Annotated in this window: 14 protein-coding genes; 9 read left to right on the top strand and 5 right to left on the bottom strand. The window is 52.1% G+C overall.

Annotated features, from left to right (window positions below; genetic code table 11):
* Positions 1-11 precede the first annotated feature (11 nt).
* From HF931_RS13565 to HF931_RS13530, 8 genes are all read left to right on the top strand, one after another.
* On the top strand, positions 12-908 hold the full coding sequence (locus HF931_RS13565) for an SDR family NAD(P)-dependent oxidoreductase (protein ID WP_051602692.1): 897 nt from the start codon (positions 12-14) through the stop codon (positions 906-908).
* 181 nt (positions 909-1089) lie between these two features.
* On the top strand, positions 1090-2013 hold the full coding sequence (locus HF931_RS13560; RefSeq protein ID WP_035552553.1) for a winged helix-turn-helix transcriptional regulator: 924 nt from the start codon (positions 1090-1092) through the stop codon (positions 2011-2013).
* Between the two features lie 86 nt (positions 2014-2099).
* The gene (locus HF931_RS13555) at positions 2100-3167 is read left to right on the top strand and encodes a hypothetical protein (protein ID WP_035552169.1); all 1068 of its coding nucleotides are present in this window, start codon (positions 2100-2102) and stop codon (positions 3165-3167) included.
* Positions 3168-3258: 91 nt separating this feature from the next.
* Entirely contained in the window at positions 3259-4941 is a 1683-nt protein-coding gene (locus HF931_RS13550) for a class I adenylate-forming enzyme family protein (RefSeq protein WP_273240495.1), read from the top strand.
* A 228-nt stretch (positions 4942-5169) separates the two neighbouring features.
* The gene (locus HF931_RS13545; RefSeq protein ID WP_273240494.1) at positions 5170-7488 is read left to right on the top strand and encodes a TonB-dependent receptor; all 2319 of its coding nucleotides are present in this window, start codon (positions 5170-5172) and stop codon (positions 7486-7488) included.
* Between the two features lie 134 nt (positions 7489-7622).
* Positions 7623-8486 carry a nuclear transport factor 2 family protein gene (locus tag HF931_RS13540; protein WP_273240493.1) on the top strand — a complete coding sequence of 288 codons (864 nt, stop codon included), beginning with the start codon at positions 7623-7625 and terminating at the stop codon, positions 8484-8486.
* 66 nt (positions 8487-8552) lie between these two features.
* Positions 8553-8918, top strand: coding sequence for a nuclear transport factor 2 family protein (locus tag HF931_RS13535; RefSeq protein ID WP_035552163.1), 366 nt, complete (start codon positions 8553-8555; stop codon positions 8916-8918).
* Complete coding sequence (locus HF931_RS13530; RefSeq protein ID WP_081806144.1) at positions 8866-10521, top strand: spinster family MFS transporter; 1656 nt, start codon at positions 8866-8868, stop codon at positions 10519-10521. Before HF931_RS13535 ends, HF931_RS13530 begins: the two co-directional genes overlap by 53 nt.
* A gap of 97 nt (positions 10522-10618) precedes the next feature.
* Here HF931_RS13530 and HF931_RS13525 read toward each other — a convergent pair whose 3' ends face one another.
* Both HF931_RS13525 and HF931_RS13520 read right to left on the bottom strand, forming a co-directional pair.
* The gene (locus tag HF931_RS13525; protein WP_273240492.1) at positions 10619-11131 is read right to left on the bottom strand and encodes an EF-hand domain-containing protein; all 513 of its coding nucleotides are present in this window, start codon (positions 11129-11131) and stop codon (positions 10619-10621) included.
* Between the two features lie 27 nt (positions 11132-11158).
* Positions 11159-11956, bottom strand: coding sequence for a DUF4198 domain-containing protein (locus HF931_RS13520; RefSeq protein ID WP_273240491.1), 798 nt, complete (start codon positions 11954-11956; stop codon positions 11159-11161).
* A 145-nt stretch (positions 11957-12101) separates the two neighbouring features.
* Between HF931_RS13520 and HF931_RS13515 the strand changes: the two genes are divergently transcribed.
* Complete coding sequence (locus tag HF931_RS13515) at positions 12102-13589, top strand: DUF2271 domain-containing protein (protein WP_273240489.1); 1488 nt, start codon at positions 12102-12104, stop codon at positions 13587-13589.
* A 66-nt stretch (positions 13590-13655) separates the two neighbouring features.
* On the opposite strand, the gene HF931_RS13510 is transcribed toward HF931_RS13515, so the two are convergent.
* The 3 genes from HF931_RS13510 to HF931_RS13500 are packed head-to-tail and all read right to left on the bottom strand — an operon-like array spanning position 13656 to position 15240.
* Entirely contained in the window at positions 13656-14477 is an 822-nt protein-coding gene (locus HF931_RS13510) for an energy transducer TonB family protein (RefSeq protein ID WP_035552155.1), read from the bottom strand.
* Complete coding sequence (locus HF931_RS13505; protein ID WP_035552153.1) at positions 14474-14854, bottom strand: ExbD/TolR family protein; 381 nt, start codon at positions 14852-14854, stop codon at positions 14474-14476. Before HF931_RS13505 ends, HF931_RS13510 begins: the two co-directional genes overlap by 4 nt.
* Positions 14851-15240, bottom strand: a complete 390-nt coding sequence (locus HF931_RS13500) for a biopolymer transporter ExbD (RefSeq protein ID WP_051602687.1) — start codon at positions 15238-15240, stop codon at positions 14851-14853. Before HF931_RS13500 ends, HF931_RS13505 begins: the two co-directional genes overlap by 4 nt.
* Positions 15241-15243 lie beyond the last annotated feature (3 nt).

Here is a 15243-nt window from a genome sequence, read left to right as displayed (position 1 = left end):
AGGAGGAAAACGTGGCCGAAAAACGTGTTGTCTTGATAACCGGCGGCGGCAAAGGATTGGGAAGAGCTTTTGCGTTGGATCTGGCGAAGCGTGGTGCAAGGGTCGTAGTGAACAATCGTGTTCGCGAGGGGCAGCCGGATTCTGCCGCGCACGTCGTGCAAGAGATTGCGGCAGCCGGGGGCAATGGGATCGTCGAGACTAGCGACGTGACGGATGATGGTGCTGCCGAACGCATGGTGGAGCGCGCGCTGCAAACCTATGGGCGTCTTGATGGTATTATCTTCAACGCGGGCATCACAGGTGACGCTAAACGTTTCGTGGATATGGACGCGGCGAATTTTGACCTGGTGATGGCGACCAACTTCGCGTCCGTGGTTCGGTTGACCCGGCACGCGCTTCCGACCCTCAGAAAATCTCCTTCGGCTCGGCTCGTTTATGTTTCTTCGAGTGCAGGCCTGTACGGTGTTCGAGGTCGTTCGCCGTATGCATCATCCAAGGGGGCTTTGCAGGCCTTTGCTTTGAACATGGCGATAGAAGAGGCGCGCAACGGTTGTCGAACCAACATCGTATTGCCTTATGCGCTGACACAAATGACCCGAGGGACCGAGGCGTCAGAGGGTGATCATGCGTTGAGTGCAGACAAGGTTGCGCCTTTTGTCAGCTGGCTGGCGAGCGAAGATTGCCATTTGAATGGAACCGTTTGGACCGCCGGTGCTGGACTGGTGAGACAGGTGCGCACTCTGGAAACCGTAGGAGCAATGCTGCCAAGCGACGGAGATATTAAGTCTTGGTACTTGGAAAACCGGGAAAAGTTGGATGAACTCGATGCATCGTCTCCCCGCACCAAACATGCCGAGCACGCTTTTGAGCAATTCATGCAAGCAGCAGCAGCGAAAACTCATCAGTGATTAAGGTATTGATATGATAGTCACTAGCGCCTAGGTCTGACTTGTTGTCCGCTCGTTATTGTTCGTAATTGTTCGCGTTCTGGGCACTAAGTTTACTCTTGGGCCGGTCTGTTCCGGCCGGAAAGGCGCCAGCGACTGAGGCATGATTGCTGAAGGTTCCAAGTCTGATAACTCGAGGCCCATGATCCGGACCTGCTCGATCTGGCGGGCTTTGGAAGTCGTTGGGGATACTCCGACACTGCTTATTCTTGAGGCGATCTGGTTCGGTCAGAGGCGTTTTGACGCCATTCGGAAAAATTCCGGCCTGCAGAAGGCACTAATTTCGAACCGGTTGAAGAAATTGACTGAGGCAAACCTACTACGAAAGCAGGCCTACACGGATTCGCCGCCGAGGTTTAACTACGTACTTACCGACAAGGGGTTGGCGCTCTACTGGACCTCTTTGATGCTCCTGCGCTGGGAGCAACGCTGGGCGACGCAGGAAAAGGCGGTCGTTCCGAAACTAACACATAGCAAATGTGGGCATGTCACCACGCCTGAGCCTCTTTGCGGGCATTGCCAGCAGGTTATCAATGCGCGTGATGTGAACTGGGAGCAGGGGCCGGGCGTGGGGCTTATGGCGCCAATCTACAGTCGTCGCCGGCAACGCCGCGATGCCGATCAACCCGCGAGAGAGTCGCTACTTTTTACAGCATCGGCCGAATTGATGGGAGACAGGTGGGCTGGGCTCATCCTCCGGTCTATCTTCACGCACCTTCGAAAGTTCGATGAGATCCTGAAAGACACGGCGATTGCGTCAAACATACTATCTGATCGGTTGAGCTGGTTGGAGGAAACCGGCATCATCATTCCTCATAAGTACCAGGATAATCCTGAACGTTTTGAATACCTTCTCACCGAGAAGGGCTTGGATTATTACCCTGTGCTGGTGATGCTGCAGAAGTGGGGCGATACGTATTATGCCTCTCCTGAAGGGGCTCCGGTTATTCTTCGCCACAAACTCTGCGGTAATCCTCTTGATGCCTATGTCGGTTGTTCAGACTGTCTGGAGCCGATGTTGCCTCATGAGGTGACGTATGAATTGGTCGAGAAAAACAATTCCTGAGTAAATCGTACTATAGACTTTCATAACAAAACCCACCATTGTGGCTCTGAAGTATCCAGATCGGATCAAGAGAAGGGTGACGGATTATGAATGGTGGGTCCAGGCAGTACAAAGTCATTCAATGGGCTACGGGCGCGATGGGAAAGTCGTGCCTGCGTGCCATCATTGACCGGCCCGATCTGCATCTGGTCGGTTTGTATGTGTACAGTCCGAAGAAGTCCGGTTCCGATGCCGGCAAGATTGCAAATCGTCCTGAAACTGGAATTCTGGCTTCAAATGACATTGAGGATATTGTCGCGCTGGATGCGGATCTTGTGGTTCACGCTGCGCGTCTAGGTGCTACGCATGACAGTCACGATGATGACATTGTGAGACTGCTAAAGTCAGGAAAAAATGTACTTAGTATCAATGGAAACACGTTCTATCCGAATTGGTCGAAAGCGCGGCGAGACAAACTCCAAGCAGCTTGCGAGGAGGGTGGCGTCAGTTTTGCAGGAACAGGATTGAATCCAGGCTTCGCAGCTGAGCGCTTACTCGTTACCGCAACGAGCGTTTGCTCCGCCGTATCGTCGGTGTCCCTCAGCGAAGTGGTTCTAACCGACGAAATCGCGAGCCCTGAATACGTTTTTGATTTGCTGGGTTTCGGAAAAGAAGTCGGTTCGGTGGACATGAACAGCGACGAATGGGCGCCGGCGCAAACACTGAATGCAATGTTCGAGGATGTTGTCGCGTCGGTTGCACACTCCTTGGGCTGGCAACTGGACGAGATAAAGAGAAAACATCGTATGCTGCCTTCTGGTCGTGATCTCGAAGTTCGTGCTGGTAAAATCCGCAAGGGGACTGCCAGTCATATAGATTGGCGCTGGAGAGGCATGATTGGCGGAGAAGAGAAAGTCTTGTTGTCCATTGCGTGGGCGATGAATGATGAGCATGTCAACGGTGGTGACAAAGACTTGTGGAAGCTCGAGGTTAAGGGAATCCCCAACGTAGCGATTTCATTTGGGGTCGAGCGCCCTGAAGGTATCCCGGGCCGCACAAGCGCGGAACAGATGGCCGTTGCGGGTACTGTGGTCAACGCTATTCCAACGCTCATAGAGGCACCTGCTGGTCTCGTGTCATTGCCTTTAGCGACGCCATTTGAGGTGCTTGGTTGAAAGGAACTCTCGAGGTGCGAAAAACACGCGCTGAGCCCATCTATTTATAAACGTACACGGCAGTTGTGCGAGCTATCGGGGAGAAGAAAATATGCAAATCACACCACAGGCGCGTCTGGATGAATACAGATCAAGAGGATGGTGGCGTAAGCGGACAATCGACGATCTGTTAAAGGAAGCGGTATCTAGCTGCGGCGATCAGTTGGCGTTGGTAGACCCTTCCAATAGGGTCCTTTTGCTGGGAGACGAGCCACAGCGTTTAACATTTCACGAAGTGGATCAGAGTGTTGATGCGATGGCCAAGGCTTTTGTGTCCGCTGGTGTTGGTCGTGATGATGTCGTGCTCACCCAATTGCCCAACATTGTTGAGGGTGTTCTCGCTTTTCTCGCATGTGCGCGAATTGGTGCAATACTCAGTCCGGTTGCGATGGCATTTCGAAAACATGAATTGACGTCGGTGATCAAGCAACTGGAGCCATCTTTGGTTTTGACCGTGAGAGACTTTCACGGATGCGATCACGCCAAACAGATGAAAGAGCTTTCAGATCAAGGAGTATATGACGGCCCTGTTATTTGTGTTGGGGAAGGCGAGATTTTTCAGTCCCTGGAAAGTGCACAATCGGCGGCTGTAAATGTTCAGCTGGCGGATCCAGAATTGCATTCGGGAGAAGTTGCGACGATTTGCTGGACGTCCGGGACAGAAGCGGACCCAAAGGGCGTGCCGCGGCATCATGCGCATTGGGTATTTAATGGTGAGTGCATGGTTGAAGCAGCCATGTTGGGCGAGGGGGATCGAATTCTAAACCCCTTTCCGCTTATCAACATCGCGGCGTTTGGAGGAATGGTTGTCCCTTGGTTGCTTTGCCGTGGTTGTCTGGTGCAACACCATCCATTCGATTTGGCGATCTTTCTGCAACAGTTTCAAGCGGAAGGGATTAACTACACGGTCGCGCCCCCTGCGATTTTGACGATGTTGTTGAAGAAACCGGAATTGCTGAACGGCATTGATTTCGGACAAGTCAAATGTATTGCCTCCGGATCAGCGCCGCTACCTCCCTTCATGGTGAAAGCGTGGCAGGAGCAGTACAGCGTGTCTATCATGAACGTATTCGGATCGAACGAGGGATGTTCTCTTATTTCAACGCCCGTTGTTGTGGGTGATCCTGAGATGCGCGCGGCTCTGTTTCCAAGGTTTGGCGTGCCCGGGCTGGAGTGGGAGATGGACTTTCCAAAACGCATAAGAACACGCTTGGTAGACTTGGAGACCGGAGAAGACATCAGCGGGCCCGGCATGCCTGGAGAGTTGCGTATTGATGGGGCGATGGTGTTTGATGGATACTGGAACAATGCTGAGCTGACAGCGCAGGCATTCGATGATCAGGGCTATTTCAAGACTGGCGATTTGTTCGAAATTTCGACAGCAGAGGGTGGCCGTTTCTATCAATTCGTTGGCAGGTCCAAGGAAATCATCATCCGGGGCGGGGTGAACATTTCTCCGGCTGAACTGGATAGTCTTATCGAGAGCCACCCCGCCGTGAAGGAAGCTGCCTGCGCAGCTTATCCGGACGATCGGCTGGGGGAGCGCGTCTGCGCTGTGGTGGTTACCCAGCCAGATGCGGATATCGACTTGGAGATCCTGGTGGATTTTTTGAAGTCAAAAGAAATCTCCGTGTACAAGTTACCAGAGAAGCTGATTGTTGTTCCGAGTTTGCCGCGCAACCCACTAGGAAAAGTTCTGCGCCGGGATCTATCTGAAATAGCATCCCGCGACTGATTATCATCAAAATTCTGCTTTTAGGTTTCGTTTAGCAATTTAAGCGAGCCGTTCGCTTCTGACATAATTAAGCGAATATACTTGCGATATCGAAAAACTAGTAACTTGCATTGACAAACCCACTGGTGCTGTTTAGCAATTTCGTATGGCTAGAACCGGTCACCTAGACACCGGTCAAACCAGAACTGAACGGTCTCGTTTAGAAGACTTACAATGGGAGGAAGAGCGATGCGTCGCTTTGGATTGATGCGAACAAGCGCGATGGCGCTTGCGATAGTTGCTTTCAGTAACACAGCTTATGCTCAGGATGCTGATGTAGATAGTGTCGAAGAAGCGGGCTCAGCGGGGTCTCGTACTCTTGATACGGTAGTGATCACGTCACAAAGGCGAGAGTCGACTTTGCAAGATGCTGCGGTAGCTGTATCCGCGGTTACCGGCGAGTCGCTTCAAAAGGATCGGGTGCTGAGTTATTCAGATTTGGCGCGTAACATTAGCTCGTTGAGTTACACTGAAAACTCACCCTTGGACCAGGAATTCAATATTCGGGGTATCACGAATACGAGACTGGATTCACCTTCCGCCGACCAATCAATCGGTATCTTCATCGATGATGTATATGTCGGTCGTTCGGGCCTTCTGAACTCGGACTTTTTTGATGTCGAGCGAGTTGAAGTAGTTCGTGGCCCACAGGGCGTGCTGTTGGGACGAAACGTTGTTGGTGGAGCGATCTCCATTTATACGGCCAAACCGGAAGAAGACTTCGGGGGAGCGTTCACAGCGGAGTTCGGAAATTATGACAGTCAGTTGTTCAACGGTCATGTGACCGGAACGATTGCGGAGAATTTAACCGGCCGTCTTTCGTTTCAATCCCGCAAGCATGACGGATACAACAAAGACCTCACGCTCAAACGTGACCTCGACAATCTAGATTCCTTTCAGGCGCGAGCGCAATTGATGTGGGAGCCCGACGGGGCTGACCTGACTATCCGCGGCATTGTTGATTATTCAGATGATTCGTCGAACGGAATTCATCGTGTAGCAATTGACGATCCGAATGCGGCGGGTCAGGGGCCATGGAGCACGACCCGGGATGCCATCTCCGCGCTGTTGCCCGGCGGTCTCGACATTCGCGAGAGCCTTCCACAAAGTTATCGGTATACGGGTGATAATTCAGATCAATCCCAAGTCCTTCGTCGCGAAGCGATCGGCGTCACGCTGGATATTGAAAAGGGATTTGGAGATATTGCCACGTTCCGGTCGATCACAGGATATCGAACTGCCGAAGCCTATAGCATGTATGACCAAACGGGCATCGGCTACCGAAACGGTTTTGGAGTAACTCCTACACCGTTGGCATTTTCGTTCCCCGTTTTGGAAGACGAAGAGATTACGCAGATTACCCAGGAGTTTCGTCTTCTATCGAATGGTGATGGTCCTCTGAATTGGCTCGTTGGAGCGTATATTCAGGAAGATGACGTTGACAAGTTCGACAAGTATCTCGCTGAAGTTCCATTGACTGTTCTTGGAACGCTGTCAGGAGAATCCCACTGGGTCAATAACGGCGAGACGAGCAGTCGCGCAGTATTTGGGCAGGTTGGATATGAGTTTGCGGACCAGCTGCGTGGTACCGTTGGTGTGCGTTGGTCGCAGGATGAAAAGACCGGAACGGTTTCTGGGCTCCAGATTCAGACCGGCGACAGATACAATCCAACGGACACAGTTCCGTTGTCTCCACTCATCACGCCGTTTACCGATGTGGCTTATTCACAAACAACGGAAGAAGTAACACCTCAGGCCACACTTGAGTGGGAGCCGAATGATTCTATCCTGACGTACCTGACGTATTCACACGGCTACAAGGGCGGTGGATTTGAAGATACGCCAGCGAACCCAGCAGCTGCAACAACCCCATACAATCCAGAAACCGTTGAGAACATTGAGTTGGGGCTGAAACTTGACCTGCTTGATGGCCGGGCTCGTCTGAACACTGCTCTCTTCTCTATGAAGTATAAGGATCTTCAGGTCACTCAAACTGACGATGGATGTCTGTGCAACATTACTGACAATGCGGCTGATGCGAACATCATGGGCATTGAGACGGAGATGCAATGGGTCGTGAACGACGACTTGTTCCTGTTCGGGGCGGTGACATTGCTCGACACAGAATATGAAGACTTCGTAGACTCGAATGGTCTGGATAATTCGGGGAACGAATTGCAGCGCACACCGAATTACCAGTTCAACATCGGAGGAGAGTACACGGCAGATTTCCTTGGAAATCCTGACGCGCTCACGCTTCGATTGAGTTATGCGGCGCAGGGTGAGCTTTACTGGCTACCTGACAATTTTCAAAAAGAAGAGGCATACGGACTGATAGATGGGCGTGTCACGTACGCACCGCAAGACGCTGATTGGTCCGTTTCGCTCTGGGGCAAAAATCTCGCTGATGAGCTCTATCGAACAAATATCATTGCCTTTTTGGGGGATGAAGTTTCTACGCTCGGCGCGCCGCGCACATATGGAATTTCATTCGGTTATCAATTTTAGCGCACTTGTTCGAGTGCCCCTTTTGCTCGAGCAAGACCGGCCCGCACCTAACAGGAGCGGGCCGGCCTCCTATCTCTCAACCCATCAGGAATGAATCGATGAAACTCATTTCAAAACTGGCTGTAGCGAGCGCGATGCTCGTGACCGCCTGTCAGACTGCCCCTCAAAATATGGAGACTGAATTGGCCGTGGAAAGCACATTGGAAGCAGAAAGCATTGCCGTTGCAAAAGACATGGTTGCCGCCTGGAATGATCTGGACGTCGATAGAATTGCAAACTTGTTTTCTGAGGATGCCGTTTTGCATTCAATGATGATTGAGCCAATTCATGGTCGCGAAACCTTGCGGGAGCACCTCGGCGCATTGCTGAAGAATGCTACTCGCTTGGAGCTGCAACTCAAGACAGTTTCCGCGACCGGCAACACTGTATTCCTGGAGCGCGTTGATGACTTCGACGTCAACGGCAAGCATGGGGCTGTTCCGGTTACTGGTGTGCTGGTTATTGAGGAGGGCAAGGTTACAGAATGGCGCGAATACTATGACCGAAACGAGCTCCTTACAGAAATGGGCGTCATTCAGCCTGAGCCGGATCATCTCGCTACCGTTAACCAGATTATGAATTCCTGGAAAGCTGGAAACATCGATGGCGTCTTGGCGCATGTCGCGCCTGATGTAACCTATTACTATCGCGTTGGGTCAGAGCCATTGAACGGTCCTGATGAAATTCGCGCATTCCTTGAAAAGTTTGGCGCCGGGATGAGTAATATCCAGTGGCGTATCAATCGTCACGCGCAAGATGGTGATATTTTGATGGTTGAGGGTGCAGACGATTTCGTTGATGCAAAAGGCAATCGGATTCAGATCCCATATATGGGTATGTTCGAGTTCGAGAATGGAAAGATCCGTTTGTGGAGGGACTACTTCAATCCCGCAATCGGAGACTTGACCCGCAAAGGAGAGCCGGTGCCGGATCACGTGCAGGTTCTGCTGGACGAATAAGGAATCTTTATTGCCGCGCCCCATCTCAACGGGGCGCTCCATTCAAACTACATCAGGACTTTTCCCATGAGTGCATTGGACCTAGCCGAAAAATTCAAGAGCCGCCTGGAAGCGGGTGACGAGCCCGGCGCTCGCGCATGCTTCAAACCCGACGCCGGTATCTGGCACAATTATGACCGCAAGACGCAAACCGTTGACCAAAACATGGCAACGTTCAAGAACATCATTTCGAAGACCAAATCGCGCACGTATGACATCCAGAGGATGGTCGAGATTCCGGGTGGTTGGCTTCAGCAGCATATTCTGCGAGTTGTGACGCTAGATGACAAAACCATAGAAGCTGATGCGATCGCAGTTGTGCTTGTAGAAGACGGAAAGATTGCTCGGATTGAAGAGTATCTCGATCCAACCCCTCTGGCTGCACTACGCTAGCATTATTGTGGATCAGTCAGTCGCCGCCCCCGTGAAGGAAAGCCGAGGATACGCCAATGGTGTACTGGTAATCCTTTTTCTCGTTTACGTTCTGAACTTTCTGGATCGCCAGATATTGGCGATACTGGCCGAAGACATCAAAGCGGATCTCCAAATATCGGATGCCGATTTAGGGTTTCTGTACGGAACAGCATTCGCTGTATTTTACGCGACTTTTGGCATTCCGCTTGGTCGATTGGCCGATGCTTGGAATCGAACTCATTTGATCTCCCTAGGATTGGGTTTCTGGAGTTTGATGACGGCCTTGTCTGGCACCGCAAAGGGGTTTGCTTCTCTGGCAACCTACAGGTTCGGCGTCGGAATTGGAGAGTCGAGCGCGTCGCCAGCTGCCTTGTCGCTGTTGTACGACTACTACCCTCCCCATTTGAGGACTACGGTCGTCGCTTTGTATGCGGGCGGTGTGTATATCGGCCTTGGCTGTGGATTGTTCTTGGGCGGGTCAATTCTTGATGCCTGGGCCGCGACGTACCCTGATACGTCACTCGCTCCGTTTGGTTTGAAAGGGTGGCAAGTGGCGTTCATGGCCGTTGGATTGCCTGGGCTGCTGTTGTCGCTTGTTGTCGCCAAGATTCGCGAGCCTGAACGAGGTCGTTACGATGGCGGCGCCAAGCCTATTGCCGGCTCGCCTTTGAAGGAAGTAGCCGTGTCGCTTGGCAGTATGGTTCCTGTCCTCAACCTTTTCATGTTGGCGCGCGGCGGCGCGAAACCTTCACTCATCGTCGTGAACGTTGTGACCATTGCTTTGCTGGCGGTCTTGGCTTGGGGGCTCATTCTGCTTACTGGAGATGTTACCCAATGGGTAGCGCTTGCAATTGGCGTCTTTGCAGCGTTTTCATGGAGCCAGTCATTTCTGTTGAGAGACCCGGACGTGTTTCATTTGTTGTTCAGGTCACGTGCGATGATTTGCTTGACTATATCGGCCGCGGGCGTGGTTTTCGTCGGTGTAGCATTCGCATTCTGGAGTGTTCCTCTTATTCAGAGAACCTATGAAGTCGCCAATAGTCAGGTAGGAATGGTCGTGGGGCTGTCGAGCGCAGTATCCGGGTTTTGCGGAATTACTTTTGGGGGGATTCTTGCTGATCGGCTTCGCCAGAAATTTGTACATGGGAAATTGGTAGTTTATCTCGCCGCTACAGTTGGGGCGATAATCATGTCCTCGGCCTTTCTCTTCTCGACGACGCTGATTTCAGCCTATGCCTGTCTTGCTGTCTTGTTCTTCTTTACGGCGATGGCAACTGGGCCAGCGATGGCCACGATCAACGATCTGAATGTTCCACGCGGCAGGGCGACGTCCTACGCGTTCTTTACCATGGTTACGACGCTGATCGGAACCGCGATTGGCCCTTACCTCATAGGTCAGGTCAGTGATGTTTACACTGCAGGCGGAGCATCGCCCGCTGAGGCACTTCGGTTGGCGATGATATGGTGCCTGGCCTTACCAGTCGGAGGCTTGTTGTTTGGCATAATTGCATTCCGTGCATTGCCCGCCGATGAGGCGCGCGTGCGGGAACAAAGCGAACGCGAGCTGTTGTCGGTGGGGTAGTTGGGCAGCATCCACGTGGTACGAGGAAAAGGAAAAGCTGCGGCCCCTCGGAGGAGCCGCAGCTTGTTTCGTTCAATAAGAGACGATTGGTTCTGATTCAGTAATTCTCTGCGTCGTCTAGTTCATCAACGATCCCGTCTTCATTCGTGTCCAGAGCGGAGAACATACGAGAGCCGGATGCGTGGAATTCATCCAGTGACAGATTTCCGTCTTCATTCTTGTCCAATACGGTAAACCTGAAGTCGGCTTGGTCGATCTGGCGCGTGCGTTGGTCTTCCATTTGCTTCAAAAGACGGACTTCATACTCGGATACATATTCTTCTGCATGGACCTGCCCGTCGCCATTTGCATCCCTGCGACGATAGCCATCCTCGCGTTCGCCCATGAACTCGGCTTCTGAAACCTTGCCATCTCCGTTGATGTCATATTTGTCGAAGAAGGCCGACTTGCTATGGCCGCGTGCGCTGCTTATCGGCCGGTCGGTCTGCTCTGCGGTTTCAGATGTTGTGGTGGCAATTTCCGATCCAGTAGTTGTGATGGCTTCTTGAGTTGTGCAAGCGGTGAGCGGACCCAAAGCCAGGATGGCTAGGGCGGGCATGGCGTATTTCATGTTGTATATCCGTATTAGTTCAGAATGTTATTTTGCGACTTCGAATGTGAGAGAAGTGGTGTGACTATGCTCGTCGACTTCAGCTCCTTCAGGAGCAGGCGAGGCATGGCGAGTCATGATCAGGTATTTTCCCGCTCGATCGAAAGAGAGCGACAGAATTCCGTTTTCGTCGGTTTCGATGTGTTGCTCAAACTTGGCATCCTCATATGCCCCGCCTTCGCGTTTGACTTCGACAGACTGGTTCGCCAATGGTTTGCCGTCGAACAAGATTTCAAATTCAGCACCATCTTCCAAATAGATTTCGTTCGGGTGAGACATTGGCCTCAGGACCAGGCGGCCAAGCCCCAGGTTGACAGGTTCCCACGTTGAGGCCCCCTTTGTGACATATGCATCTGCGACGGTTACAGTCTGGCTACTGATGACTTCAGTGGCATTCTCAGGGACTTGTGCATCGGGGCCAAATACCGGGACCCATTTTCCATCAACAAGCGCTTTTTGGCTTTTCCGACCATAACGTACACCAGTTGTGAGACGGTATGTGCCTTCATCGCGAAGAGATTCTTCAAGAATCACTACTTGGTGCAGAGGCGTGATGACGTCGAAATCGTCTCTTACGCCATCGGGCAAGACAACGTGGAAATCGTCCGACGCCACAGCGATTTCGGGAACGAATGGGTCTTCGGTGAAAGCGGATTGAGCCGTCACATATTGACCTTCGCTTGTCACAAAGATGTTCGGCACGACGTATGATGTGTGGGCATGTGCGGACCCGCTGAAGGCAATAATGGCAGTGAGCGCCGACGCGCAGGTTTTCAGTCCGTTCATGAAAGGCCCCTAGGTTGAGAATGTATCAGTATTTGGCTTGCACAATATGCAAATGAGATTTAGTTGCAAGTAAGAATTCTGCTCCATCGCATCCGCCTCTCGGGTTTCGACGTGATGTGACTGGAGCTTGGCAATTGGAGACCTCATGCTCAAATATACGCTCATCGGATTGGCGGTCGTGTGCGGACTGACCGTCGCCAATCGTGAATTTGCTCATGCTGATACGTTCAAGAGTCATCACGACTACGTGCTGGGAACGTCTTTTGATCTGGTGGTAGTGGCGCCGACGCAAAGTGAGGCAACTCGAGTCGAGACAGCGATACTTGAAGAAATCGAACGACTTAATTCCGTGTTCAGTTTGCGCCAGGAATCCGAATTACGGCGACTGAACGCGACACATGAACAACGTGTTTCGACGGACCTCTTGGAAGTTTGGAATAGCTGTGAAGCTTATCGGGTGGAGACAGATCAGGCTCTGAGTTGTCGTGTCGGCGAATTGGTCAATGAATGGTCAATTGCTGCGAAGAGTCAGACGCTTCCGCAGCGACCCGAACTGCGAACTAAAGCGGGCGAAATACGGCGAGCGGATGTAGAGATTGACGAGGGTCGAGCGACTATCCAGCGTCCCGACATTGTTCAATTCAACATGGATGCATTGGCCAAGGGATACATATTGGATTCAGCTGTTGAAGTTGGTCGAGCGGCTGCGCCAAGCGCAGAAGGCCTACTTCTCAATATTGGAGGCGACATACGCGTTTGGGGCAAGGGTTCTGACGATGGAGGGCAATGGAAAGTCGCTGTAACGTCTGAGTCCGAGCTGGCGGACGGTGCTAGTGCGCATGGAACGATGTTAAAACTCACTGGTGGCGCGGTGGCGACAAGTGCGCAAAGTCCGCGAAGTCTTGAAATCAATGGTCAAGAATTTGGACACATCATTTCGCCAGCTGACGGTTGGCCAGTATCTCACATCAAGTCGGCAAGCGTTTACGCTGCTTCGGCGATCGAAGCCGACGCAATCGCGACTGCGTTGATGGTCATGGAACTGAAGGGTGGTCTTGAATTTATAGAGTCCAAGCCTGGCGTGGAAGCAGAGATCATATCCTCAGACGGGCGACACCACGCGACATCTGGCTGGTCCGGCTTGCTATTGCAGAATGCTAGAAGTGACGAAGTCGGGGCCGTATGGCCGGACGGCACAGAGTTCGCGGTGAGTTTTGAGATACCCGAACACAACGTTGCCGACTACGAGCGCCCATATGTTGCGGTTTGGATTGCGGATGCCGAACGCAATTTGGTTAGAATCCTCATGCTGGCCGGTGAAGAGGCGCGCTGGATGGAAGAGAATTATTACTGGCACAGGCGCTTTGGCCGCAAAGCGGGAAGTCTTGTTGATGCAGTGTCAGGACCGACACGTCGTCCCGGTGAATATACCTTGAAGTGGGATGGTCTGAATGACGATGGTGAACCGGTGCCGGAAGGTGAGTACACATTGCACCTGGAAGCTGCGCGCGAGCATGGGGGACATCAGCACGAGCGCTTGAGCTTTACGCTATCCGATCAAGCTATAGCAGAGAAGCTCGAAGCTGGAGAAGAGCTGGGCGCCATCGCCATCACTTTTGGTAAGACGGGATAGTGCTATCTGACTGTTTCTGAACGTCGATAGTCAAGAACGACCGTTATCGGATTAGGTGGAAGATGTTTAGGTGCCTGCAATTTCAACAGTGAACATGGTGTTCACACCAAAGGGTGGCTTCGGATAAGGAGCCGCCTTTTTCACGACAATGATTGCCTCTCTATCAAAGCGTGACGAGCCAGAACTTCTTGAAATCCTGATGCTTTTCACCGCGCCACGTGGGCTGATACGAAACTCGACGAATGCCGATCCCGGACTGGAGGCGCGAGGGCGCCTTTGACGTGATAGATGCTGCATCACCAGGCCCTTGTAATTTGACTCTGCAGCGTTGCCAGGCGCACCTGAATTCGCATCGTTCAGAGTGTCACTTGGCGCTTCGCCCGCGGGGGTGGTCTCGGTTTCCGTCGTGGCGTTTTCAGCATCACTGGATTTTTCCGAGCCGGTGTCCGCCGATACAGCCTGATCGAGGTCCTTTGATGAATCCAGATGCGCGGGGTCTGAAACCAGATTGCTGCTGTCATCCTCTTGTTCGGGTGCGGCCTTAGTTTCGACGACAGGCTCTTGCTCTATTGTTGGAGGTGGCTCCGGAAGAAGTGTCGTATCCGGGAGCAGGGGGGCGGTTTCTTTGTTTGGGTTTGGCGCGGGAGTAGAATCCGGTTTGATGGGTGCAGGCTGTGGTTCTGGTTCCGCCGGAGCCTGCTTTGTAGGCTTTGGATCCGAACTTGGGGTCGTTTCGGCGATGGAGCCCAGTTCCACGCTGAAAGAGTTGCCAGCAATCAATGCCGGCCCGGACAAGGGCTGGGACATCGTATAAGCCAACACAGTCAAATGTGTTGCGGTCGCAGCTGAAAGCGCAGCGGAAAAACGCAGAATATTCTTCTGAATCACTTACTCGTATCCTCGGTAACGATGATGATATCGGTCAGGCCTCTCACGCGAAGCTGTTTGATCCGTTGAAGCAGCCGCTTTGCGGGTAACTCTCTATCCGGCAGCAATCTTAGAGGCTCACTTTGGTCGCGGTGTTCCGCAACAAGTTTATCAATCGTGATCACACCGCCAGACTGGGTGAAATGTCCAAACTCATCTACTGAAATAGCATTCGGCGGGACGCAACATTCAAGGTTTTGCGTCTGAACAAACTTTATAGACGGATCTGGCGGTGACGACAGAGAACCAGCCACCATGAAAAAAATCAGAATAAGGAATACAATGTTGATCAACGAGATCACAGGATCGCGCTGAGGCTTTTGACGAAGACGCTTCATGAGGGCTCCTCGACGACGATCTCAAAGTTTTCGAATGTTCGAATGAGGGACAAAGCATCAATCAGGTTCTGCGTAGTCGCTTGTTCGGTAACGCCTACCGCTACAATGGAACTGCTCTCTGGTCTGATAAGATCTTGAAGCTCAGTGGATAGATTTTCGACATGAATAGTTTTTCCGTACAGGTCGACGCCATTACTAGTAACCAGTAGTTTGATCACATGAGGATCGCTATCGACACCGCCATGGGATTTCGCTGAGGAAATTTCAACTTCGGAGAATTCCGAGAAAGTGGATGCCAGCATGAAGAACAACAACAACAAGAATATCACATCTATAAGAGAGGTGATTGAAGCGCGACGGCGTCGGCGAACCCGTTTTAATGCCATGGT

Origin of the sequence: Hyphomonas atlantica corrig., from assembly GCF_017795365.1 — a bacterium.
Classification (GTDB): Bacteria; Pseudomonadota; Alphaproteobacteria; order Caulobacterales; family Hyphomonadaceae; genus Hyphomonas; species Hyphomonas atlantica.
Note: the sequence above shows the minus strand (reverse complement) of the source record. Positions and strands in the feature narration are given on the sequence as shown.

Excerpts from the sequence above, each read along its gene's own strand:
- HF931_RS13560 (WP_035552553.1), top strand. The coding sequence starts at position 1,090 with ATGATCCGGACCTGCTCGATCTGGCGGGCTTTGGAAGTCGTTGGGGAT.
- HF931_RS13555 (WP_035552169.1), top strand. The coding sequence starts at position 2,100 with ATGAATGGTGGGTCCAGGCAGTACAAAGTCATTCAATGGGCTACGGGC.
- HF931_RS13550 (WP_273240495.1), top strand. The coding sequence starts at position 3,259 with ATGCAAATCACACCACAGGCGCGTCTGGATGAATACAGATCAAGAGGA.
- HF931_RS13545 (WP_273240494.1), top strand. The coding sequence starts at position 5,170 with ATGCGTCGCTTTGGATTGATGCGAACAAGCGCGATGGCGCTTGCGATA.
- HF931_RS13540 (WP_273240493.1), top strand. The coding sequence starts at position 7,623 with ATGCTCGTGACCGCCTGTCAGACTGCCCCTCAAAATATGGAGACTGAA.
- HF931_RS13535 (WP_035552163.1), top strand. The coding sequence starts at position 8,553 with ATGAGTGCATTGGACCTAGCCGAAAAATTCAAGAGCCGCCTGGAAGCG.
- HF931_RS13525 (WP_273240492.1), bottom strand. The coding sequence starts at position 11,131 with ATGAAATACGCCATGCCCGCCCTAGCCATCCTGGCTTTGGGTCCGCTC.
- HF931_RS13520 (WP_273240491.1), bottom strand. The coding sequence starts at position 11,956 with ATGAACGGACTGAAAACCTGCGCGTCGGCGCTCACTGCCATTATTGCC.
- HF931_RS13515 (WP_273240489.1), top strand. The coding sequence starts at position 12,102 with ATGCTCAAATATACGCTCATCGGATTGGCGGTCGTGTGCGGACTGACC.
- HF931_RS13505 (WP_035552153.1), bottom strand. The coding sequence starts at position 14,854 with ATGAAGCGTCTTCGTCAAAAGCCTCAGCGCGATCCTGTGATCTCGTTG.
- HF931_RS13500 (WP_051602687.1), bottom strand. The coding sequence starts at position 15,240 with ATGGCATTAAAACGGGTTCGCCGACGCCGTCGCGCTTCAATCACCTCT.